Source organism: Streptomyces sp. LZ34 (assembly GCF_053890475.1).
Genome location: NZ_CM132680.1, coordinates 10,140,558 through 10,162,829, shown reverse-complemented (window position 1 = coordinate 10,162,829; position 22,272 = coordinate 10,140,558). Strand labels below are relative to the sequence as shown.

The 22,272-nt window shown below is 68.9% G+C and carries 14 protein-coding genes, 1 tRNA gene and 1 pseudogene; 8 read left to right on the top strand and 8 right to left on the bottom strand.

All coding sequences use genetic code 11. The annotated features are described in order from the left end of the window. Positions 1 to 9: 9 nt before the first annotated feature. The 3 genes from ACWY4P_RS43445 (at position 10) to ACWY4P_RS43435 (ending at position 3,626) form a co-directional block, all read left to right on the top strand. Complete coding sequence (locus tag ACWY4P_RS43445) at positions 10 to 1,266, top strand: integrase core domain-containing protein (protein WP_456206333.1); 1,257 nt, start codon at positions 10 to 12, stop codon at positions 1,264 to 1,266. Continuing rightward, positions 1,242 to 2,864, top strand: coding sequence for an ISL3 family transposase (locus tag ACWY4P_RS43440; RefSeq protein WP_456206332.1), 1,623 nt, complete (start codon positions 1,242 to 1,244; stop codon positions 2,862 to 2,864). The genes ACWY4P_RS43445 and ACWY4P_RS43440 overlap by 25 nt, the downstream gene beginning before the upstream one ends. A 309-nt stretch (positions 2,865 to 3,173) precedes the next feature. Next, positions 3,174 to 3,626, top strand: coding sequence for a hypothetical protein (locus ACWY4P_RS43435; RefSeq protein WP_456206331.1), 453 nt, complete (start codon positions 3,174 to 3,176; stop codon positions 3,624 to 3,626). A 2-nt stretch (positions 3,627 to 3,628) separates the two neighbouring features. Here the strand turns inward: ACWY4P_RS43435 and ACWY4P_RS43430 are convergent, their stop codons facing one another. Continuing rightward, a complete protein-coding gene (locus tag ACWY4P_RS43430) occupies positions 3,629 to 6,700 on the bottom strand; it encodes a tetratricopeptide repeat protein (RefSeq protein ID WP_456206330.1) in 3,072 nt (1,023 codons plus the stop codon). A gap of 597 nt (positions 6,701 to 7,297) precedes the next feature. On the opposite strand from ACWY4P_RS43430, the gene ACWY4P_RS43425 reads away from it, so the two are divergent. Next, complete coding sequence (locus tag ACWY4P_RS43425; protein WP_456206329.1) at positions 7,298 to 7,576, top strand: hypothetical protein; 279 nt, start codon at positions 7,298 to 7,300, stop codon at positions 7,574 to 7,576. A 49-nt stretch (positions 7,577 to 7,625) separates the two neighbouring features. On the opposite strand, the gene ACWY4P_RS43420 is transcribed toward ACWY4P_RS43425, so the two are convergent. Together ACWY4P_RS43420 and ACWY4P_RS43415 are read right to left on the bottom strand one after the other, a co-directional pair. Continuing rightward, entirely contained in the window at positions 7,626 to 7,883 is a 258-nt protein-coding gene (locus ACWY4P_RS43420) for a hypothetical protein (protein ID WP_456213376.1), read from the bottom strand. A gap of 95 nt (positions 7,884 to 7,978) precedes the next feature. Then, a pseudogene (locus tag ACWY4P_RS43415) lies at positions 7,979 to 8,296 on the bottom strand (IS110 family transposase); the annotation flags it as partial. A gap of 213 nt (positions 8,297 to 8,509) precedes the next feature. Here ACWY4P_RS43415 and ACWY4P_RS43410 point away from each other — a divergent pair. Beyond that, entirely contained in the window at positions 8,510 to 9,607 is a 1,098-nt protein-coding gene (locus ACWY4P_RS43410) for an integrase core domain-containing protein (protein WP_456206328.1), read from the top strand. A 635-nt stretch (positions 9,608 to 10,242) separates the two neighbouring features. On the opposite strand, the gene ACWY4P_RS43405 is transcribed toward ACWY4P_RS43410, so the two are convergent. Then, positions 10,243 to 10,319: transfer RNA gene (locus tag ACWY4P_RS43405), tRNA-Pro, on the bottom strand. 212 nt (positions 10,320 to 10,531) lie between these two features. After that, the gene (locus ACWY4P_RS43400) at positions 10,532 to 11,482 is read right to left on the bottom strand and encodes an alpha/beta fold hydrolase (protein ID WP_456206327.1); all 951 of its coding nucleotides are present in this window, start codon (positions 11,480 to 11,482) and stop codon (positions 10,532 to 10,534) included. A 232-nt stretch (positions 11,483 to 11,714) separates the two neighbouring features. Between ACWY4P_RS43400 and ACWY4P_RS43395 the strand changes: the two genes are divergently transcribed. Continuing rightward, positions 11,715 to 14,957, top strand: a complete 3,243-nt coding sequence (locus ACWY4P_RS43395; RefSeq protein ID WP_456206326.1) for an amidohydrolase family protein — start codon at positions 11,715 to 11,717, stop codon at positions 14,955 to 14,957. Between the two features lie 77 nt (positions 14,958 to 15,034). Here ACWY4P_RS43395 and ACWY4P_RS43390 read toward each other — a convergent pair whose 3' ends face one another. From ACWY4P_RS43390 to ACWY4P_RS43380, 3 genes are all read right to left on the bottom strand, one after another. Next, the gene (locus ACWY4P_RS43390) at positions 15,035 to 15,796 is read right to left on the bottom strand and encodes a helical backbone metal receptor (RefSeq protein WP_456206325.1); all 762 of its coding nucleotides are present in this window, start codon (positions 15,794 to 15,796) and stop codon (positions 15,035 to 15,037) included. A gap of 152 nt (positions 15,797 to 15,948) precedes the next feature. Then, positions 15,949 to 18,573: an ABC transporter permease/substrate binding protein gene (locus ACWY4P_RS43385; protein ID WP_456206324.1), complete on the bottom strand. Its 2,625-nt coding sequence runs from the start codon at positions 18,571 to 18,573 to the stop codon at positions 15,949 to 15,951. Next, a complete protein-coding gene (locus ACWY4P_RS43380; RefSeq protein WP_456206323.1) occupies positions 18,566 to 19,741 on the bottom strand; it encodes a quaternary amine ABC transporter ATP-binding protein in 1,176 nt (391 codons plus the stop codon). Before ACWY4P_RS43380 ends, ACWY4P_RS43385 begins: the two co-directional genes overlap by 8 nt. A 232-nt stretch (positions 19,742 to 19,973) precedes the next feature. Between ACWY4P_RS43380 and ACWY4P_RS43375 the strand changes: the two genes are divergently transcribed. Beyond that, on the top strand, positions 19,974 to 20,885 hold the full coding sequence (locus tag ACWY4P_RS43375; RefSeq protein ID WP_456213259.1) for a 5'-3' exonuclease: 912 nt from the start codon (positions 19,974 to 19,976) through the stop codon (positions 20,883 to 20,885). 48 nt (positions 20,886 to 20,933) lie between these two features. Further along, positions 20,934 to 21,818 carry a siderophore-interacting protein gene (locus ACWY4P_RS43370; RefSeq protein ID WP_456206322.1) on the top strand — a complete coding sequence of 295 codons (885 nt, stop codon included), beginning with the start codon at positions 20,934 to 20,936 and terminating at the stop codon, positions 21,816 to 21,818. Positions 21,819 to 22,272: the final 454 nt, after the last annotated feature.

The following is a 22,272-nucleotide window of genomic DNA, read 5'->3' as shown; positions in this document are numbered from 1 at the left end:
TGATCGACCGTGCTGCTGCGACTGGCTTATCTCGGTGTGTCGAACGCGTTCGCGATGCTTCGCCTGCTGCCGATGACCGACCGGGACAAGGACGCGGAGATCCTCGCCCTGCGCCACCAGATCACCGTGTTGGAACGCCAACTTGGCAAGGACAAGGTCCGGTTCACGCCCAGCGATCGGGCATTCCTGGCGGCGCTGCTGCACCGGCTGCCACTGCACATCCTGCGGAGATTACGGCTGCTCGCACGCCCCGACACGGTACTGCGTTGGCACCGCAACCTCGTCGCACGTCGCCATGCCGCGTCCTGCCGGCCCAAACGCCCGGGACGGCCGCGCACCGTGCGCTCGATCCGCGTCCTGGTGCTGCGGCTGGCGAAGGAGAACCCGAGCTGGGGGTACAGACGCCTGCACGGCGAGCTGCTCGTACTGGGGGTGAAGGTGGGCGCGTCCACCGTCTGGGAAATCCTGAAGGAGGCCGGCACCGGCCCAGCACCCGAGCGGAACTCCAGTACTTGGGCCACCTTCCTTCGCAGCCAAGCTGATGCCCTGCTGGCCTGTGACTTCATGGAAACAGTCACCCTGTCGGGGGTACGGATGTACGTGCTCGTGGTGATCGAACACGGCAGTCGCCGGATCCGCATCCTGGGCGCCGCCACACATCCCACCATCTCCTGGGTAGCGCAAGCGGCGAGGAACCTGGTCATGGACCTCGAAGACCTCGGCTGCCGGGCACGGTTCATGATCCGGGACCGGGACGGGAAGTTCCCCGAACTGTTCGATGCCGTCCTCAAGGACGCGGGGATCGAAGTCGTGCTCAGCGGCATCCAGATTCCGAGGATGAACTCGATCACGGAAAGGTGGATACAGACCTGTCGCCGCGAGCTCCTCGACCGCACGTTGATCTGGAACCAGCGACATCTCCTCCATACCCTGCGCGAGTTCGAGCAGTTCTACAACGGACACCGACCACACCAGGGCATCGCGAACGCCAGACCGCTACACCCCTTGCCCCCACCGATCGACGACCCAGACACGTTAGCCCGCCTCGACATACGCCGACACGATCGCCTCGGCGGCATCCTCCACGAATACCAACATGCTCTCGGCGTCGGTCGAAGTCTGGTTCTGTCGCATGTGTTGTGGATGGTCACGGTCTGTAGCCGTCGGCGGGCTGGACGGCCGTGTGGAAGTTGCCCGAAATCAGCCCCGCACGATGCTCGTCCGGGTGATGGTCACCGGTCGTGGGAGAGAGCACGGTTGACCTGAAGGAGCTGCTGTTCCCTGGCGTTGCCGACGTGGCGATCGCGTCGGTGGAGGCAGAGCCGGGGGTCATACGCGTTGCGGCTCGCAGCACTGCCCGTGGTGCGCGGTGTCCGGGATGTCGCGGCTGGTCCGAGCGGGTCCATGGCTCCTACCAGCGTCACCCCGCCCACCTGCCGACCGCGGGGAAGGCGGTGGTGCTGGTGTTGACGGTCCGGCGCTTTCTGTGCGGCGACCGGGAATGCCCTCGGCAGACCTTCGCAGAACAGGTATCGGGGCTGACCAGGCCCTATGCCCACCGTACCGAGCGGCAACGCTCCACCTTGGCACGAATCGCCCTGGCACTGGCCGGCCGGGCCGGCGCCCGTCTGGCCCACCGGCTGGGCATGACCGCTGGTCGGGACACCCTGCTGCGGCTCATCCGCGCTCTGCCCGACCCCAACAAACCCACCCCACGGGTGCTGGGCGTGGACGACTTCGCCTTCCGCAAGGGGCACACCTACGGCACGATCCTGATCGACATCGGCACCCACCGGCCCATCGACGTTCTCCCCGACCGCGAGGCCGCCACCTTGGCCCGCTGGCTGGCCGACCGCCCTGGCGTGGAGGTGATCTGCCGCGACCGCTCCACCGCCTACGCCGACGGCGCCCGCGCCGGAGCACCGGACGCCGAGCACTGTGCGGACCGCTGGCACCTCTTCCACAACCTGGTGGAGGCCGTGGAGAAGACCGTCGTCCGCCATCGCGCCCTGCTCCCCGAGCCCGAACTGCCCGACGGCCAGCCAGCGTTGACGGCTGAGGACGTCCGGGCCGCCGCGTCCACGGCCCGAACGACAGCCGCACCTCGCACGTCCGGGCGGATCAGTGACCGCACCCGCGAGCGCCACCAGGCCATCCACGAGCTGCACCGCCAAGGCCACAGCCTGCGCGGCATCGCGGCACAGCTCGGCCTGGCCCGCAACACCATCCGCCGCTTCCTGCGCACGGCGACCGCAGACGACCTGCTGGTCGGCAAGTGGACCGGCCGCACCAGCATCCTCGACCCACACAAGCCCTACCTCCACCAGCGGTGGGCGGAAGGCTGCACCACCGCCCGCCGACTGTTCGAGGAACTCCGCGACCGCGGCTACACCGGAGGTGAGAGCGTGATCAAGGAGTACGTCCGGCAACTGCGCGATGCCTTCCCCCGCACTGACCGGCCACCCCGTCGGCATCCGTCAGTGCGGGACGTGACCAGCTGGATCACCCGCCACCCGGACAACATCGCCGATCACCAGGCCGAGCGTCTCAAGGCCATCCTCGGCCGCTGCCCGGAGCTGGAGAAGACCGCCCACCACGTCCGGACCTTCGCCGAGCTGATGACCAGGCGCCATGGTGACCAGCTGGAGGAATGGATGTCCAAGGTCCAAGCGGACGACCTACCGGACCTGCACTCCTTCGTCGCGGGCCTGCGGCAGGACGCCCAGGCTGTCACCAACGGTCTCACCCTGCCCTATAGCTCCGGCCCCGTCGAAGGCGCAGTAAACCGGATCAAGATGCTCAAGCGACAGATGTTCGGCCGTGCCAAGCTGCCCCTACTCCGCAAACGCATCCTCCTGAGCTAACGCTCAGTCACCGCACCACAAAACATGCGACAGAACCACGGTTCAGCCGCCGCCGACAACTACCAGGGCCCTGGGTCAACCCCAGGGCCTGCTTCATCTCGCGGTAGTCGTGCTCGATGCGCCAGTGGAGCTTGGCAAGCTGCCTCAAGGAGCAATCCAGACTATGCGGCATTCGGGGATTGCCCCGATGTGCCGTTCAAAGGGTGCGAGGCACACGAGTGTGTGCTGACCTGGTGGGGGGGGAGGTCACTTGGCGCAATCCGATGTCTGCTCGCCAACTACCCAGACGGCGGGCGCGAAGGAGGGTTCGTGAGCAGGCCAGATGTGATAGAGGCAGATGTCAGCTTCTTCGGTGAAGACATACCAAGAGACATGAGTCAGCATCTCCTCGATACGTTGTCGGCGTTGGGCGTCCATACCCCTAACCCTCGCCCAAATGTGCGCAGTATCGAGCTGTTGTTAATTCTTGTAATTCTCCCGCTGCAGGCGTTTCTCAGCAGCATGGGCGAAGATGCCTACCGAGCACTTCGGCAAGCAATTGAGGATCTTTTCCAAGCGTCCGGTGCCGGAGGTCGCAAAGCGGCGTTCCAGGACAGGGAAACGGAGCTGCAGGTACTCCTGGAGCCGGGTCTTCCCGAAGAAGCTTATGAGCAACTCCACAGTCTGGATCTGTCACGCTTCGGGTCCGGAACTCTGAGCTTCAACCATGGCTCGAAGTGCTGGCTCTGGCACCCAGACGCTGGCGAGACTGCAGGTGGCTGAGGTCATCCATCCCGATCGCCAGAGCCTTGCGGTCCGGGTTCGATGGTGAGCAGCGTCAACCCTGCCCAGTACCCAGGAGTCCTTCCAAGCTCCCAGTCGGAAGACTCGTCGTGCTGCGCAGCGGCGATGTAGCCTCTCTGCGCGTTGCGCAAGGCGTGAACGGGTAGCACGCCGGCAGCCAGTTGCTGGTAATAGGCGGCAAGAATAGTTCCCGTGGCCTTGTCTGGGACCGGGTAGAGCGCAGTCGTGAGCGAGGTAGCGCCGCGAGTGAGGGCCACAGTAGGCAGTCCAATCGGCTCCTCGCCTGGGCCGGACGACACGCGCGTTGACCAGCAGGCTCCGATCACTAGACGCGACGGAAGGCTGAGGCCGAGGAGGCGGGCTGCGGACAGTTTGTGGGGTGGATCGCGCTGGAGTTCGATGCTGTGCGCCAGTCCGAGTTCCGCGTCCCCGTGTACGGACAGAACTCCAAGTTGGTAACGGTCGCCGTTGCGTAGCTTAGTCACCAGCTGTTGGGGGTCGGTTTCTACATCTAGTTGGCTGCCGTAGTCGTGGGCGAGCTGGTCGCGTTCGGCTTGCGCGTCTGGTCTGGTTATGTATGCCAGGGCTTGTGCCGGCCCTCGGCCGTCTTTTTGTGGTTTCCTCAACGGCGGGGTTTCGGGCAGCATCCGCAAAGCAGGCAGCAAGGTTAGGGCAGCGAGATCCAGCAGGCAGCGCCCGCTAACGTCAAGGGTGGCGAATGGTAGCCCCCAAAGTTCCCCGCTAGGCACGATCAGCAGGGTTGGCGGTTCTCCTTCCGTGTTCCGGCTCACGTCGCTCAAGAGCGTGCGCAGCCCTACGGGCAGCAGACACTCGCCCAGCTCACGGCGCCAGCGATGTCCGGTGTCTTCTAGTAGACGCCAACCGGCTAGGTGTGCGTCTCTCGGACTCGTCAGGTCGGTCAGCCAGTTGACCTGCTCCGGGGTTAGCTTCTTCTCTTCGATGACTGGCGATTCGGTGGATTCCGGAGGTACCCACACGGAGTACAGGAGCCGACCGCCAGACTCCTGGCTGTATGGAAAGAGTCTGAGCAGTAGCGCATGGACGTTTCCATGCAGACGCCCCCGCAAGCTGTCGGCGGCAATCGGCTCAGCCGTGAAGGCGCGCTGGAACGCGCTGCCCACGGCCGTAGCCAGTTCCCTGTGGAGTTGTGCGATCCGCTCGTCGAGTTCCTCGTGGGCCTCCTTACGGGCGCGCAGCAGTCCCGGGTTGATGACAGGCTCGTCAGCGATGGGCCGCGGGTCCAGCAGTGCCCCCTTGCGGGAGTGCAGCTCGTCCAGATCGTGTAGCAGGGCTCGTACCGGTTCTGGCGCGTCACCGTAAGTGCCGCGGGAGTGCAAAAGTTGCGCCAACGCCTCTCCCCGGCCGATCTCTGCAAGTTCTAGGCCAGCCCATCCATCACCAAGGCTTGCGGCCTGCGACAGAGCTACCTGGTCCCAGTCCGCGGATTCGGCGAGGATGCGCGCCCGGTCGGCCGAACTGCCTACTCGCAGTCGCACTCTTTCCCGTGTGCGGATCGCTGCCATCATGTGCTTGAGCGCCGTCGCTAGCTCCCAGGGCGAGTCCGCTACTAGCGCATTCGACAGGACCACGTGGGCCTTGGCTGCACCGAGATCATCCCCCGCCTCCACTGCCAGCTCGAGGGCCTTCTGAGCATGATCGCGGGCGGAAGGATATTCCTGGCGTAGGCGAGCGAGGTCGCCGAGCATCAAGTGTGCCTTGCTCTGCTCCGGCGTATCCCCAGCACTCCTAGCAAGCGACAGAGCCTGTTCCAGGTGTTCTCGCGCCTGCGGGACGTCGCCCCGCTGGTAGTACAGCTCCGCAAGAAGGTGGTGGGCGTTGCCCTGACCCACCCTGTGGTGGACAGCCTCGGCCAGCTCCAGTGCCTGCTGCACATGGTCTTCAAACACGCTGGGGGCACCCTGGACCCGGGCTATCTCGCCGAGCATCGCATGGTCGTGGGCTTGTTCGAACACGTCCTCGGCGGCCTCGGCCAGCTGCAACGCCCGCTGCACTCGCTCTCGCGCCTGGGTCAGGTCACCAGACTCATGCCCGGCCAGCTCACCCAGCTTGTGTTGGGCTCGACTCTGCTGCAATACATCACCCGTAGCCTCGGCCAGCTCCGACGCCCGCTCCGCATTCTGCCGTGCCCGAGACAGATCCCCCCATTCATGCCCCGAAATCAATGCCAGCAGGTCGTGAGCATCGGCCTGCATCCCACGACTTCCGGCGGTCTCGGCCAGCTCCAACGCCTTTTCAGCAAGCCGTTGTCCCTCTGCAAGATCTCCCCGTTCCCTGGCCAACGTCCCTACAACACAATGGGCTTGGCTCAGGAATCTAAGTGACTCCTCAGGATCCAGCTCGTCGTTAGCCGCCTCGGCCAGGTTCAATGCCTGATCAGCAAACCGTTGCGCCTCGTCCAACTCACCCTCGTCCCGCGACAGCTGAGCCGCGAAAAGGTAAGAGTCCCCTCGCCCGAGCACGCTATCCGCAGCCTCCGCCAACTCGATCGATCGCCGCGCATGCTGCTTGGCCTTCGCAAGATTGCCATGGCGCCGCGCGAGTCCGCCGAGGAGTAGCTCGGCCCCGCCTAGTAGCAGCGGATTTTCCGTCAACTCCAGCACCTGCTCGACGTGGCGTCTTGCCTCCGCTAGCTTTCCCTGGTCGACTGCGAGCATGCCGATGAACCAGTTCGCGGTAGCTTGCTGATCCACGTCCTCGGCCATCGCGCTCAAGCGGAGCACTTGACCCCAGTGCTGCTGTGCCTGTGCTAGGTCGCCCCGGGCCTGGGCCAGGCCGGCGAGCAACGTCTCAGCTCGTGTCTGCGCCTCGGACTCCCCAGCAATATCAGCAAAGTGCCCCATCCGTTCCATGTGCAACTGGGCCTGCTCTTGGTCTCCTTGCATCATGGCTAGGCCACCCACCTGCATGTGGGCGTAGCTACGGAGTATGAAGTTTGTGTCCTCCTCTTCCTCCAGACGTTGCAGGGCAGCAGTCGAGGCCAGCCATCCGACATCGAGATTGCCAGCAGTCACAAGCTCCGTGGCAAACTCAAGCAACGCACGGGCTTGAGCCTGAGGTGGTCCTGACCTATCCCTCAGCAGCCTCTCTAGCCGAGCGCGACCCTCGCCGTACTCAGCGCCAGCCCCATCTGGGGAGCCTGTATTTGTCATAATTCACTCCACCGCGTCGCCGCAGCTCGGCGACGCCATCCGATGGCCTGCGGTCGTCACCGGTGTGTCGGAATTATCCCTCACACCACCCAGCTGATCTACGCCACCGCGATTGTGTGCGAAACCTCTGTAACCAAAGATTCAGCAGCTTCACCCCCAATCCATCAGTACTCCCAGGATCTGCCCACGTGCTCTCCGCCGCATCTTGGTGAAACAGCACGCTCCCCGCGCGGTGAACGGGGTTTGGTGATCCAGAAGGCTCGGACACCGCGATCAGCCGCTCCGTCATCACCCGACAGGATCGCTAATGAGGCCGCACCCTGCCGACGATCCGGGTAAAGACTCGGAAAGTTGCAGGGCGTCCACTAGTGTGTTGGTCTGGATGAGGGGATGAGTTCGCCTCTTCAGGCGGTCACTAGTAATTAGATTGCATTCCTGGTTACTGCGAGGTGGGACGCGATGTCAACGCAACCCGACCCAAGCGATGAAGAGTTCGCCCGTCAAATGGCTGAAGTGGTGGGTAATTTCATGCAGCCGCTGTTTGATGGGATCAACAGCTTCATGAGGGCGACGACCGACCAAGCTGCCATGCGAGTTCTCAAACAGAACCCGGAGCTGCTCACCGAGCAGGCTCGTGGAATAATCAGAAAAGGCATTGAGGACGCCCGCAGCCAGGGCGAGATTACCGAGGCCGACAATATGGACAGGCGGCTACGCCTACTGGAAAGCCAGGTGTAGGTGCGAATCCAGTACTCAGCGTCTGCCGCCATGCTCTCGACGACAGCACCTATGAGCGGGGTCCTGCCTGTAGCTGTCCGACCAGGTGGAAGACCTCCCTAGCCGCATAGCGCTTGAGGCGACGGACGATTTCGCGACGGGCCTCCTCGGGACCGCTCACGTCGGCGAACCGCGCACAGGTCCGCAAGAGTTCGGCATTACCCAGTTTGGGCTCGTCCCGCAGGGCCGCGGTGATGAGGACGGCCTTGAGCTGGTTGATGGCCTGGGCGCGGGCTTTGACGGCCGACGCCTTCGTGAGTTTGTACATTCTCGCGCTGCACCGGGCCGTCGCCCGCTTTCGCCCGAGCGCGCCCGCCCGCCCAGCACGGCTCGCGCCGCGTTCTGGGCATCGAGCGGATCTGATTTGCCGCGCCGACGACGATCGGCCCGGTCCATCCGATTCACGTCAAACACGTCGATGCCCTGGGCCAGCAGAAAGCGCGACAAGGACGCCCCGTAGGAGCCGGTCCCCTCCACCCCGGCCCGCCTCACGGCTCCCCATTTCCTGGCCCACGTCAGCAGGGTTCGGCATCCCGCCGCGCTGGCCGGGAACTCGCCGGTGGCCAGCACTGTCACCGTCACGGAGTGCACCGCAGACACATGGGCGTCGCGATGCGTGTCCACTCCCAAGACCACCTCCCCCGCAGGCCGACGACGAGGGGGCTGCGGAGCAGGCGACATACGGGAAGACATGGTCGATGTACTGGACATGGTCGATCTGGACATGCCCGTTCCCCTTCCGATCCGACGGCAGGTCGCGTTGCCAGCCTTGCCCTTGCCAGAAACCTCATCCCTCCTGGTAGGGCCGGTGAATCGGGTTTCCCGAAATCTGGCCGCGGTCGTCTGAGCCGACACTCTCGCACAGCCGCCGTCAGCACGTCATGATGATCGATCGTGCTGCTGCGACTGGCTTACCTGGGCGTGACGAACACGTTCGCGATGCTTCGCCTGCTGCCGATGACCGACCGAGACAAGGACGCCGAAATCCTCGCCCTGCGCCACCAGATCACCGTACTGGAACGCCAACTCGGCAAGAACAAGATCCAGTTCACCCCGAGCGACCGGGCATTCCTGGCAGCGCTCCTACACCGGCTGCCACGGCACGTCCTGCGACAGTTACGGCTACTCGTACGCCCCGACACGGTACTGCGTTGGCACCGCACCCTCGTCGCACGCCGCCACGCCGCCTCCTGCCGGCCCAAACGCCCGGGACGACCCCCTACAGTGCGCTCCATCCGCGTCCTGGTCCTGCGCCTGGCGAAGGAGAACCCGAGCTGGGGGTACCGACGCCTGCACGGCGAGCTCCTCGTACTGGGGGTGAAGGTGGGCGCATCCACCGTCTGGGAAATCCTGAAGGAGGCCGGCATCGACCCAGCACCCAAGCGGAACTCCAGCACCTGGGCCACCTTCCTTCGCACCCAGGCTGACGCCCTGCTGGCCTGCGACTTCATGGAAACAGTCACCCTCTCGGGCATGCGGATGTATGCGCTCGTAGTGATCGAACACAGCAGTCGCCGGATCCGCATCCTGGGCGCCACCACGCATCCGACCGCCTCCTGGGTAGTCCAAGCGGCGAAGAACCTCGTCATGGACCTCGAAGACCTCGGCTGCCGGGCACGATTCATGATCCGGGACCGGGACGGGAAGTTCCCCGAACTGTTCGATGCCGTCCTCAAGGACGCGGGGATCGAGGTCGTGCTCAGCGGCATCCAGATACCGAGGATGAACTCGATCACGGAAAGGTGGATACAGACCTGTCGTCGCGAGCTCCTGGACCGGACCTTGATCTGGAACCAACGACACCTCCTCCACACCCTGCGCGAGTTCGAGCAGTTCTACAACGCACACCGACCACACCAGGGCATTGCGAACGCCAGGCCGCTGCACCCATTGCCCCCGCCGATCGACGATCCGGACACGTTAGCCCACCTCAAGATACGTCGACACGATCGCCTCGGCGGCATCCTCCACGAGTACCGGCATGTGGCGTGACCTGCATGGATGACGTTTCCGGCAAGGGCACAGCCGCTGAGTTTGCTCGCCCGACATACCCGCGCCTGTCGGGACCGACAGCCGTCAGCCCATGCTTGGCACACTATTTCCGCGCCGAGACGCCCAGTCGACCGTCTCGCCATTGCGCCGTAGAGCCGGATACGGCGCTCACGCCCTGGGAGTGCCCCATCTGCACGCGGACGCCAAGGGGCTTTGCCCCGCCTTGACCCGGCAGGCAACTCGCGACCCGGACACCCGAGCCCCGGCTGCCTGCAGAAACGGGCCGGCCAAGGCCCTCAGCCCACACCTTCCCCCCTGTCGCATGGGGAGCACGACACCGCGCTCCCACCCCGAAAGGGGGTCGAGAGCCGACAAGGGGTCCTTATGCCTCTCGATGCAGAGAGCATCCGCATCGATCGGGTGACCCCGGGGGCCTGCGGTTGACGACGGCACACAGGGGCGCGGTACGGCGCGGTAGGTCTACCGGATCGGGTGACGGACGAATCGGGCACCGTTGACACGTCTGCGAGTTGGGAGCACGAGGGCTCCCAGAGGGCTCCCACTCGCTCCCAGCCCGGACATGGTTAAGGCCGCCTCCGCTACCCACGGAAACGGCCTCCGACCTGCGATGATGCTGGTCGGGACGACAGGATTTGAACCTGCGACCCCTTGACCCCCAGTCAAGTGCGCTACCAAACTGCGCCACGTCCCGGTGCTTGTCCGGCTCGGGCTTTCGCCCTGGCCGATCGCGCAAGAGAACAATACCGCACTTCAGGGGGTGGTCGCTGCCGCCTTTCGGCGGGGGACCTGGCGGGCTGGGGATGGGTCCCTTGGTTACGTTGGGTTCACGGGTGATGGCGGGGTGTGGTGCCAGGTCTGGCTGTCTCTCTCGTCTGGGCGGGAGGGAGGGAGCGGCTGGAGGGCTCAGGTGTGGGTGTTCAGCCAGGTCAGTAGGTCCTGCTGGACCTGTTCGCGGTTGGTCTCGTTGAGGATCTCGTGGCGGGCGTCGGGGTAGCTCTTCCAGCTCAGGTCGTGGGTGCCGAGGTAGCGGAAGTCCTCGAGGAGTTCGTGGGCAAGCGTCAGTCGCTGGTTGCACGGGTCCTCGGCGCCCACGGCGATGTGGACCGGCAGCCGGGTCGGGATGCGGGCTTGGTTGTGTGGGTTGTTGATCTTGCGGACGGCGCGGACCCAGTCGAGTGACAGGCCGGCGCTGAAAGGGAAGCCGCACCGCTCGTCCGCCGTGTAGGCGGCCACCTCTGTGGGGTCGCGTGAGAGCCATTCGTAGCCGGTGCCGGGTTCGTAGGGGTCGTTGAAGGAGGCGAAAAGCTCGGTGGTGAAGCCGGACAGGGCGGTGCGGCCGCGCTGGGCGATCTCGGTCTCGAGGCGGGCGATGGCCTCGTCGGGATCCGTCGCGGGCAGTGAGCGGAACGTGCCGGAGAGGATCAGGCCTGACAGTTCGCCCCCGTACTCCTGGGCGCAGTCGCGGGCGAGCATCGAGCCCATGCTGTGGCCCAGCAGGAACAGTGGCGTCCCGGGGAGCGCCTGCCGGGTGCGGTCGCCGATAGTTCGCAGGTCCGTGACGATGGCTCGCCAGCTGTCGCCCTCCTCGCCCACGACGCCGAAGCCGCCCGTGGAGGCGGCGGTCGCGCCGTGGCCGCGGTGGTCCGAGGCGACCACGGCGTAGCCGTGGGCGCAGAGGAAGCGGGCGAAGCGGTCGTAGCGCTGGGCGTGTTCCGCGGCGCCGTGGGCGATCTGGACGATCGCGCGAGGGGCGCGGGCCTCCGGGAGCCAGGTGTAGGTGGCCAGGCGTACGCCGTCCGGGGTGGGGAGGTGGTCGGTGTGGTGGGTGTGGTGGGTGGTGCCGTCCATCGGCATGTCGTCTCATCTCCTGTGCGGGAGGGTCTCCTGTGCGGGAGGGGAGGGGGACGGGATCACTCCTTCCCGCCGGGGGCGGGGTCACGCTTTCCCCCGCGCCGCGCCTCGGCGTCTTCGCCCACGTGATCGGGTCGCAGTGTTGACCCCGGGCCCGTGGCCTGTGAAACGATCAAACGCTGCACGCACCACTGCCCACTCCTGCTCCGCACAACTACGTGTTCCAGGAGGACCGTTGGAGACCGCAGACACTGCCGCCACAGCCGAGCCCCTCCCCGGCGCCGAGCCTGTCGCCGACGACGCCGCGCCGCCTTCACTCTCCCGCCGCCGGTTCCTGCAGGCTGCCGCCGGTACCGCCGCCGTGGCCGGGGCGGCGGCCGGGCTGCCCGCGCAGAGCGCCGCCGCTCAGGCTCGGCAGGCCTCGCTCACCTTGTCGTTCACCGGGGCCACCAACGGCGCCGCGACGCTGTCCCCCTCCGGTGACCGGCTGGTCGCCGAGGTCCAGAACGTCCTGTGGTCCCTCCCCCGGAAGGGCGGCGCCGCCACCGCGCTCACCCCGGCCGACCTGGAGCCCACGCGGCCGGTCTTCTCCCCCGACGGAAAACTGCTGGCGGTCTGTGCGTACCGGGGCGGCGGCTTTCATCTGTGGACGCTGCGCCCGGACGGCTCGGAGGTGCGTCAGCGGACGGACGGGCCGTGGGACGACCGGGGTCCGGCCTGGTCGCCGGACGGTGCCCGGATCGCCTTCGCCTCCGAGCGCGGCGGCGACCCGGTGGCGGGCAGCCCGTACCGGGTGTGGGTGCTGGAGGTGGCCACCGGGGAGCTCACCCGGCTGACCGGGGTGCCGGGGCAGGACGGGCCGCTTCAGGACGGCGCCTGGGAGGACTTCGACCCCGCCTGGTCTCCCGACGGCCGGCGGGTGCTGTTCGTACGCGGCCGGCTCGCCGGGACCGCGCTGGACGCCCGTACGGTCGCCTCAGTACGGGCCGACGGCAGCGGGCCGGTGACGGTGGAGCACACCGAGACGGCCGCCGGGGTCCAGGTGCTCGCGCCCTCGGTGTCGCCCGGCGGCACGCTCGCCTATTTGCGGACCACCCCCGCCCCCGAGGCCTCCTGCACGCTGGTCGTGGACGGTGCGGCCGTGCAGGTGGCGGGCGACGTACAGCCGGTGCCGCCGCGCTGGACGGCCGGCGGGGAGCTGCTGCTCACCGTGGGCGGGCGGTTCCGGCTGGTGCGGCCGCAGGCGCCGGGCGACGGAGAGGAGATACCGTTCAAGGCCGCCTTGCCGGTCGACCGGCCGCGTTACCGCGTCAAGCGGTACGACTTCGACAGCGGCGGCGGGGCGCGGCCGGTGCGCGGGGTGCACCTGCCCGCGCTGTCCCCCGACGGGCGCCGGGTGGCCTTCGCCGCGCTGAACTCCCTGTGGGTCGCGGACACCACCGGCGGCCGTGCCCCGCGCCGGATCGTACGGGCCGCGCCCACCCGCTATCTGCTGGCGCCGACGTGGACGCCCGACGGGCGGGCACTGGTCTACGCGGACGACCGCGACGGGCTGCTCGCCGTGCACCGCCGGGACCTCGCCTCCGGAGAGGAGACCACGCTCGCCTCCGGGGGTCGGGTGCACCCCGCGCTGTCCCCCGCCGGCGATCGCCTCGCCTGTATCGACATGTCGGGAAACCTGGTCGTGCGCGACCTGGGCGCGGGCACCGAGCGCGCGGTGGCCGCGCCGCTCGGCGGCGGTGGGCTGCCCGGCAGGCCGAGCTGGTCGCCGGACGGACGCTTTATCGCCTATTGCGACCGCAACCGGCTGAACCAACGGTTCCGCGAGGGCTACAACCTCATCCGGGTCGTGGCCGCGAGCAGCGGCGCGGCCAGGCTGTACGCCCTGGCTCCGCACACCTCGCTCTCCGACCGCTACGACTCCGGCCCCGTCTGGTCCCCCGACGGCCGCCATCTCGCCGTGATCGCCGAGTCAGCCCTGTGGCTGCTGCCCGTACGGCCCGACGGCACCCCGGACGGCGAGCCGCGCCGGCTGACCGAGGAGAGCGCCGATCACCCCTCCTGGTCGGCGGATTCGCGCTCCATCCTGTATCTGTCGGCGGGCAAGCTGCGGCTGCTGGACGTCGACACCGGCACGGCCCGTACCGTGCGCGTCCCGCTCGACCACCGGCGCCCCAGCCCCGCCGGCGCCGTCGTGCACGCCGGGAGGTTCTGGGACGGCACCGGGGGCGACGGCACGGTCCGCGAGGACGTCGACATCGTGGTGCGCGGCGGGCGCATCACCGCCGTCGAGCCGCACCGCGCCGGGCGGCCGGCGAAGCGCCGTGTGGACGCCTCCGGCCGCACCGTCGTCCCCGGCCTCTGGGATGCTCATACCCATCCCTGGCAGTACACGTACGGCGGCCGGCAGACCGTGCTCCAGCTCGCCTACGGCATCACCACCGCCGTCTCCCTCGGCGGCTTCGCGTACGAGCAGGCGCGGCTGCGCGAGGCCATCGCGGCGGGCGCGCTGGCCGGGCCCCGGCTGCTGGCGACCGGGGAACTGCTGGACGGGCCGCGGGTCGCGTACAGCATGGGGCGGGCGCACCGCACCCGGGAGGGGCTGCGCCGCTCGCTGGAGCGCGGCGCGGCGCTCGACTGGGACTTCGTCAAGACGTATGTGCGCGCGCCCGGCTGGATCATGGAGGAGGCCGCCCGCTTCGCGCACGACCGGCTCGGGGTGCGCACCGGCAGCCATCTGTGCTCGCCCGGCGTGCAGCTCGGGCAGGACCTGACCACCCATCTACAGGCCACGCAGCGCCTGGAGTACGGGCATGCCACGACGGCTACCGGGCAGTCCTCCCATGACGTGACGGAGATCTACACCGCCACGGACTTCCGTCTGATAGCCACGCCCTTCACGGCCTCGCCGCTGGTGGGGGCCGACCCCTCGCTGGCCGAGGACGAGCGGGTCACCCGGCTCATGCCGCCGTGGGACACCGCCTTGGTGCGGCAGCTCGCCGGGGCCCCGCCCACCGCCGCCCAGCTCGCCACGCTGAGCACCGAGATCGGGGTCTACCGGCGGATCCTCGCGGGCGGCGGGGTGGTCGCCCTGGGCACGGACGCGCCGCTGGTGCCGGTGGGGCTCCATCTGCACCTGGGGCTCCGGGCGCTGCACCGATACGGGCTCTCGGCGGCGGAAGCGCTGCGCACCGCGACCCTGCTGCCCGCGCGGGCGTTCGGCGCGGACCGGGACCTCGGCACGCTGGAGGTGGGGAAGCTGGCGGACCTGACGGTCGTGGACGGCGACCCCTTCACGGACTTCGACTCGCTGGTGCGCACGGTGTCGGTGCTGCGCGGCGGCGTGCCGTACGAGCGGGACGGCCTCGTCCGGGCCTTCCCGGAGGGCGGCCGGGCGCGGCACGGGAAGTCGGCGGAGCACTGGCTGGAGGTGGGGCGGCTGTTGCGGCGCGACACCTGCTGCGACGCGGAGGGGTGAGGGCGAGGAGGCGCCGGGGGACGCGAGGTGCGGGGCGCGGAGTGCCGGGGGCGCGGGGCGCGGGGGCGCGGGGCCCCTCACCCGCCCACTCGGCTCCCCAGCGCCGCGCCGAGAACGGCCGGCGCCTCCGCCAGCGAGGGGCCGTACCAGGTCAGATGGCGCCCGCTGACCAGCGCCGCAGGCAGGTCCGGGAACGCCTCGGGGCCGTCCTCGGCCGTGAAGCGGTACGGCTCGTCGGGCAGCACCACCAGGTCGGCACCGGCCGCGTTCAGCTCGTCCAGCGGGACGCGGGGATAGCGCTCGGCGTGCTCGGCGTGGACCAGGTCCACGCCGAGCCGCGCGAGCAGGTCGCCCGCGAAGGTGTCGCGGCCCAGCACCATCCACGGGCGGCGCCAGACGGGCACCACGGCCCGCCGCCGGGGCCCGGCGGCGGTCGGCCCGGCCACGGTCGACAGCCGGGCCCAGGCCGCCTCGGCCTCGTCCAGCCAGCCGGGGCGGGCAAGGCCGCAGCCGTCCACGAGCACCCGTTCCAGCTCGCTGAACGCCTGCTGGAGTCCGCGCACCTCGGTCACCAGGACCGTCAGGCCGGCCGCCCGCAGCGCGGCGAGGTCCGGCGCGCGGTTCTCCTCCTCGTTGGCGATCACGAGGTCCGGGGCGAGGGCGGTGATGCGCGCGGTGTCGGGGTTCTTGGTGCCGCCGATCCGCTCCGCGCCCAGCCCCGCCGGGTGGCTGCACCAGTCGGTCACCGCGACCAGCAGGCCGGGGGCGGTGGCGGCCACGGCCTCGGTGAGCGAGGGCACGAGGGAGGCCACGCGCCGTACGGGGGTTCCAGGGCTCATGGCCTCAACCGTACGGATGGCACGTACGGATGGCATCAGCCGTACGGTTCGCGGGCGGCACCGCGGCCCCTACGGCCGCCGCCGCGGGCCGGAGCGCATGCTCCGGCCCGCGGCGGCGGTTGTTCCTGCTTCCGGCTGGTTCCGGTGAGCCGTCAGGGGCTCACCGGGGCCATCTTGTCGACGATGCCGGGGTGGGCGTCGATCCACTTCTGGACGCCCTTCTCGACATTGCCCTTGCCGGCTTCCTGGACGGCCTGCTCCAGGCTCGCCAGCTCCTGCTCGGTCATGTGCCAGTTCTTCAGCCACCCGTAGAACTCGGAGTACTTCTTCGGGAAGGACTTGTGGCCCAGCGAGCGGATCTCGTTGTTGGCCCCGAACGCCTTCTTCGGGTCGGCGAGCTTGGTGAGCTTGTACTTGTTGTACGCCCAGTGCGGGGTCCACAGCACGACGGCGACGGGCTCCTTCTTGGCGTACGAGCGCTGCAGCTGGGCGAGCATGGCCGGGGAGGCGTTGTTGGTGACCTGGTACTCCTTGTCCAGGTCGTACTCCTTGAGGACCGTGTTCTTGAGCAGCTGCATCTCGCCGGTGCCCGGCTCAATACCGATGATCTTGCCCTTGAACTTGTCGGCCTTGCCCTTGAGATCCGCCAGGGACTTCACGTCCTTGACGTACGAGGGCACCGCGATCTCGAGCGAGGTCTTGTCGTACCACGCCCCGATGTCGACGAGGTTCTTCTTGTACCGGTCCCAGTACTGCTTCTGGGCGACCGGCAGCCAGCCGTCGAATTCGACGTCGATCTGCCCGGCGCTCATCCCGGTGAACATGGAGCCCACGTCGTACTGCTTGATCGACGGCTTGTAGCCGCGCTTCTCCAGGACGTTCTTCCACAGGTAGGTGGTGGCGATGTCCTCGTCCCAGGGGAAGTAGCCGATCCGCGGCGCGGCCCCGGCCTGCTTGCCCTTCGTGGCGGCGCCTGCGCCGCCCGCCGGGGCGAGCTTGTCGACGAGTCCGGGGTTCTTCTTCAGCCAGGCGCGCACGCCCTCCTGCTGCTTGCCCTTGCCCGCGTCCTGGATGGCCGCTTCGAGGCTGGTGAGCTGCTTCTCGGAGAGCTTGAAGTCCTTCATCCACTCGGCGATCTGCGGCTCCTTCTGGGAGAAGCCCTTGCGCCCGATGGTGTGGATGCCGTCGCCCTTGCCGAAGGCGCCCTTGGGGTCGGCGAGCTTGGTGAGCTTGTACTTGCTGTACGCCCAGTGCGGGGACCACAGGGTGACGGCGACCGGCTCCTTCTTGCCGTAGGAGCGCTCCAGCTGGGAGAGCATGCCCGCGGTGGAGCCCTTGACCAGCGTGTACTCGCCGTTCAGGTCGTAGTCCGGGAGGACCTTGTCCTTCATGATCTTCATCTCGCCGGCGCCCGGCTCAATGCCGATGATCTTGCCCTTGAAGGTGCCGGCCTTGCCCTTGAGGTCGTCCAGGGTCTTCACGCCCTTGACGTACGAGGGCACCGCGACCTCCAGCGAGGTCTTGTCGTACCAGGTGCCGAGGTCCTCCAGCTGGCCCTCGTACTGCTTCCAGTACGAGGCGTGGGTGGCGGGCAGCCAGGCGTCGGTCTGCATGTCCACCTTGCCCGCGGCCATTCCGGTGAACAGCGCGCCGACGTCGTACGTCTGTAGCTTCGGCTTGAAACCGCGCTGCTCCAGGATCTCCTTCCACAGGTAGGTGGAGGCGACGCCCTCGTCCCAGTTGATGTAGCCGATGTTGACCGTGCGGCCCTTGCCGACGTCGGCGGCGACCTTCTGGCCGTCGTCGTCGTCGCCGAAGATGTTGAGGCCGCCCGCGACGAGCGCGAGAACGACGACGCCGACCATCGCGACCGAGGTCGCGGGGCGCCACTGCAGCACCTTCAGGCCGCCCACGGCGTTCGCGGCCTGCTTGGCCAGGGCCCGCCGGCCGAGCGGCGAGACGCGCTGGTTGAGGGCGCCGGTCATCCGGTCCAGGTACATGGCGAGGATGACCACCGCGATGCCGCCCTCGAAGCCGAGGGCCACGTCGACCGAGCTGATCGCCTCGAAAACGGAGGAGCCGAGGCCGCCGCCGCCGACCATGCCCGCGATGACGACCATGGACAGCGCGAGCATGATGGCCTGGTTGATGCCCGCCATGATCGTGGGCAGGGCGAGCGGCAGCTGGACCCGCAGCAGAGTGCGGCCCGGAGTGGTGCCGAAGGCGTCGGCCGCCTCGACCAGCTCCGAGTCGACCTGGCGGATGCCCAGCTCGGTCATCCGTACGCCCGGCGGCATGGCGAAGACGATGGTCGCGATGACGCCCGGGACCACGCCGACACCGAAGAAGAAGATGCCGGGGATGAGGTAGACGAAGGCGGGCATCGTCTGCATGAAGTCCAGCACCGGGCGGAGCACGGCGCTCACCGCGCGGTTGCGCGAGGCCCAGATGCCCAGCGGTACCGCCAGCACGATCGTGATCGCACCGGCGACCAGCACCAGCGACAGCGTCTCCATCGCCTCGTCCCACTGCTGGATCGAGTCGATGAGCGCGAAGCCGGCGAAGGCGAGGACGGCGGGCACCAGGCCGCGCAGCCACCAGGCGAGCACCGCGAGGATGCCCGCGAGGAGCAGCGGGTTGGGGGCGGCGAGCACATCGTGCACGCCGTCGTACATCCCCTGGACGACCTTGGAGATGAAGTCGAAGAGCCACTGGAAGTTGTCGCGGAGGAAGTCGATGCCGGACTGGATCCAACTTCCGAGTTCGAGCCTAGGCACCGGCGATCACCTTCCCCTCGGGAGCGTCGGGAGCCTCTGAGGTCTTGGCGGCCTTGATGGCCTCGGGGCCCTTGGGGGCCGCGGAGGCCGAGTCCGCCCCCGGCTCCGGCTCGCCGAGCACGGCGAGCAGCCGGGCGCGGGGGACGACGCCGATGAGCGTGCCCTCCTTGTCGGTCACCGCGACCGCGACGCCGCTGCGCGAGCAGGGCGTGAACAGCTCGATGATCGGGGTATCGGCGGTGACGGTCGCGGGGGCGGCCGCCCGGATGTCGCTCTCGGTGCGCAGCACCGTGCCGTCCGGGGTCGTGGTGCCCAGCGCCTCCTCGGGATCGGCCATGATCGCGCCCGCGGTGAGCACCCGGCTGCGGTCGACGTCCTGGGTGAAGGAGGCGACATAGTCGTTGGCCGGGGTGACCAGGATGTCCTCGGCGGTGCCGATCTGGACGATCTCGCCGTCACGCATGACGGCGATGCGGTCACCGAGGCGCATGGCCTCGTTGAGGTCGTGGGTGATGAAGACGATGGTCTTCTTCAGCCGCTTCTGCAGCTCCAGCAGCTGGTCCTGCATATCGCGGCGGATCAGCGGGTCGAGCGCGCTGAAGGACTCGTCCATCAGCAGCAGGTCGGCGTCGGTGGCCAGCGCGCGGGCCAGGCCGACGCGCTGCTGCATACCGCCGGAGAGCTCGTCGGGCCAGGACTTCTCCCAGCCCGCGAGGCCGACGAGGCCGAGCGCCTCGGTGGCGCGCCGCTGGCGCTCGGCGCGCGGCACGCCCTGCACCTCCAGGCCGTACGCGGCGTTCTCCAGGACGCTGCGGTGCGGGAAGAGAGCGAAGTGCTGGAAGACCATGCTGATCTTGTGGGAGCGCACCTCGCGCAGCTCGCGCGGGGCCAGGGCCGTCAGGTCCTGGCCGTCGAAGAGGACGCGCCCGGCAGTCGGCTCCAGCAGTCCGTTGAGCATGCGCAGCAGCGTGGACTTGCCGGATCCGGACAGACCCATGACGACGAATATCTGGCCCGCCTCGACGGCGAAGGACGCGTCGATGACCGCCGCCGTCGTGCCGTCCGTGCGCAGCTCGTCACGGTCCGTGCCGCCCTCGAGCTTCGCCACCGCCTCATCGGGTCGTCTGCCGAACACCTTGTACAGGTGTTCGGCTTGCAGCCTGGACACATATACCTCTCAGGTTGTACCAAAAAACGACCCGCCACCCCCGCCGGCAGGTCGTGGAGCGGGCGGTGTCCGACCGCGTGCCCGATGCAGTAGTTGTGTTGCCTAACGGATCCGCTCCGGGTGCGCGCCTGCCCTGAACCGTTTGGCGTAAACCAATCCGTGACCCAGGTCACATTCCGGAGGCGTGTGTGTCAGTGGCGTGCGGCATCATCGAGGCGTGACCCGACGCCTGATGCTCCTCGACACCTCGTCCCTCTACTTCCGCGCCTATTTCGGGGTGCCGGAATCAGTCCGGGCCCCCGACGGCACACCGGTGAACGCCGTGCGCGGGCTGCTCGACTTCATCGCCCGGCTGGTTCAGGACCACCACCCCGACGACCTGGTGGCCTGCATGGACTTCGACTGGCGTCCGAAGTGGCGGGTCGATCTGATCCCCTCGTACAAGGCGCACCGGGTGGCCGAGGAGACCCCCGCGCAGGGCGGTGTCGACCAGGAGGAGGTGCCCGACACCCTCTCCCCGCAGGTCCCGGTGATCGACGAGGTGCTGGACGCGGTGGGGATCGCCCGGGTGGGCGCCGAGGGCTACGAGGCGGACGACGTCATCGGCACGCTCGCGGGCCGGGCGTCCGGCCCGCTCGACATCGTCACCGGCGACCGCGATCTGTTCCAGCTCGTCGACGACCGGCGCGCGGCGCGGGTGCTCTACCCGGTCAAGGGGGTGGGCACGCTACAGGTGATCGACGAGGGCGCGCTGCGCGAGAAGTACGGCGTGGGCGGCGCGGGGTACGCGGATCTGGCGCTGCTGCGCGGCGACACCAGCGACGGGCTGCCGGGCGTCCCCGGAATCGGCGAGAAGACCGCGGCCAAGCTCCTCGCCTCGTACGGCGACCTGGCCGGGATCATGGCCGCGGCGGCCGATCCCGCCTCCAAGCTGACCCCGGCACAGCGCAGGCGGCTGGAGGAGGCGCGGGAGTACGTGGCGGTCGCGCCGAAGGTGGTGCGGGTGGCCTCGGACGTCCCGCTGCCCGCCTTCGACCCGGCGCTGCCGCGCCGGCCGCGGGACGCGCGGGCGCTGGAGGAGCTGGCGGAGCGGTGGGGCCTCGGCGGATCGCTGCGCAGGCTGCTCTCCACTCTTGAGGGGTGAGGTGTTAGGTTAGGTAACCCTAACTCGTTTGTGATCAGGGAGGTGGCCGTGGCAGACCGTCCGGCTCGCAAGACGCCGCAGGTCAACCGGGCGCGGGTGGCGCGCACCGAGCGCCTGACGCCCCACCTGACGCGGGTGGTGCTCACCGGCGGGAGCCTGGCCGGCTTCTCCGCCGGCGAGTGGACCGACCACTACGTCAAGTTGCTCTTCCCGCCCGAGGGCGTCGCCTACCCCGAGCCGTTCGACATGGCTCGGGTCCGCGCCGAGTTCCCGCGCGACCAGTGGCCGCGCACCCGCACCTACACCGTGCGCGCATGGGACCCCACGGCCCAGGAGCTGACCTTGGACTTCGTGATCCACGGGGACGAGGGCCTGGCCGGGCCGTGGGCCGCGCGCGCCGAGCCGGGCGACGAGATCCTCTTCCTCGGCCCCGGCGGGGCGTACGCCCCGAGCCCGGAGGCCGGCTGGCATCTGCTCGTGGGCGACGAGAGCGCGCTGCCCGCGATCGCCGCCGCGCTGGAGCGGCTCGCGGAGCGGCCGACGGGCGCGCCGGTGCGCGCCCTGATCGAGGTGGCCGGCCCGGAGGAGGAGCTCAAGCTGAGCGTGCCGGACGGGGCGGAAATCAACTGGCTGCACCGGGGCGGCGGGCGGATCGGCGAGTCGCTGGTGGCAGCCGTGCGCGCGCTGGACTTCCCGTCCAGCCAGGTGCACGCGTTCGTCCACGGCGAGGCGGGCTTTGTGAAGGAGATCCGCCGCCATCTGCGGATCGAGCGGGAGGTTCCGCGCGAGTGGCTGTCGATCTCCGGCTACTGGCGGCGCGGCCATGACGAGGACGGCTGGCAGGCGTCCAAGCGGGAGTGGAACCAGCAGGTGGAGGCAGAGCAGGAGGACGGCGCGGGGGCTGCGGGCGGCGCGGGGGCCGCGGCGGCCTGACGCGCCGGCCCCGGGCCTGATCCGCGGGCCCGGCCTGACCTGCGGGGCCGGCCGGCCTGATACACCGGGCGCGACCCTATGGCGGCGCCCTGGCCCGATACGCGGCCCCGGCCTGATCCGCGGGGCGTCCGGCCTGATACACCGGGCGCGGCCCTATGGCGGCGCCCTGGCCCGATACGCGACCCCGGCCTGATCCGCGGGGCGTCCGGCCTGATACACCGGGCGCGGCCCTATGGCGGCGCCCTGGCCTGATGCTCGGCCCCGGCCTGATGCACGAGGCCGCCCGGCCCGATACGCGGGCCCGGCCGATGCGGGACAGAGACGCGCTCGGGGCCGTCTCGGCACGAGGCTGAAAGCGGCGCGGGGGCCGCGGGCGCCGCGGCGGCCTGACGTGCGCTGGCCCCGGGGCCTGATGCGCGGGCCGGCCCGATACGCCGGGCAGCCTGGCCTGATC

Coding starts and splice junctions, on each gene's coding strand:
- ACWY4P_RS43425 (WP_456206329.1), top strand. CDS start 7,298: ATGTCAACGCAACCCGACCCAAGCGATGAAGAGTTCGCCCGTCAAATG.
- ACWY4P_RS43420 (WP_456213376.1), bottom strand. CDS start 7,883: ATGTACAAACTCACGAAGGCGTCGGCCGTCAAAGCCCGCGCCCAGGCC.
- ACWY4P_RS43390 (WP_456206325.1), bottom strand. CDS start 15,796: ATGAGCCCTGGAACCCCCGTACGGCGCGTGGCCTCCCTCGTGCCCTCG.
- ACWY4P_RS43400 (WP_456206327.1), bottom strand. CDS start 11,482: ATGCCGATGGACGGCACCACCCACCACACCCACCACACCGACCACCTC.
- ACWY4P_RS43375 (WP_456213259.1), top strand. CDS start 19,974: ATGCTCCTCGACACCTCGTCCCTCTACTTCCGCGCCTATTTCGGGGTG.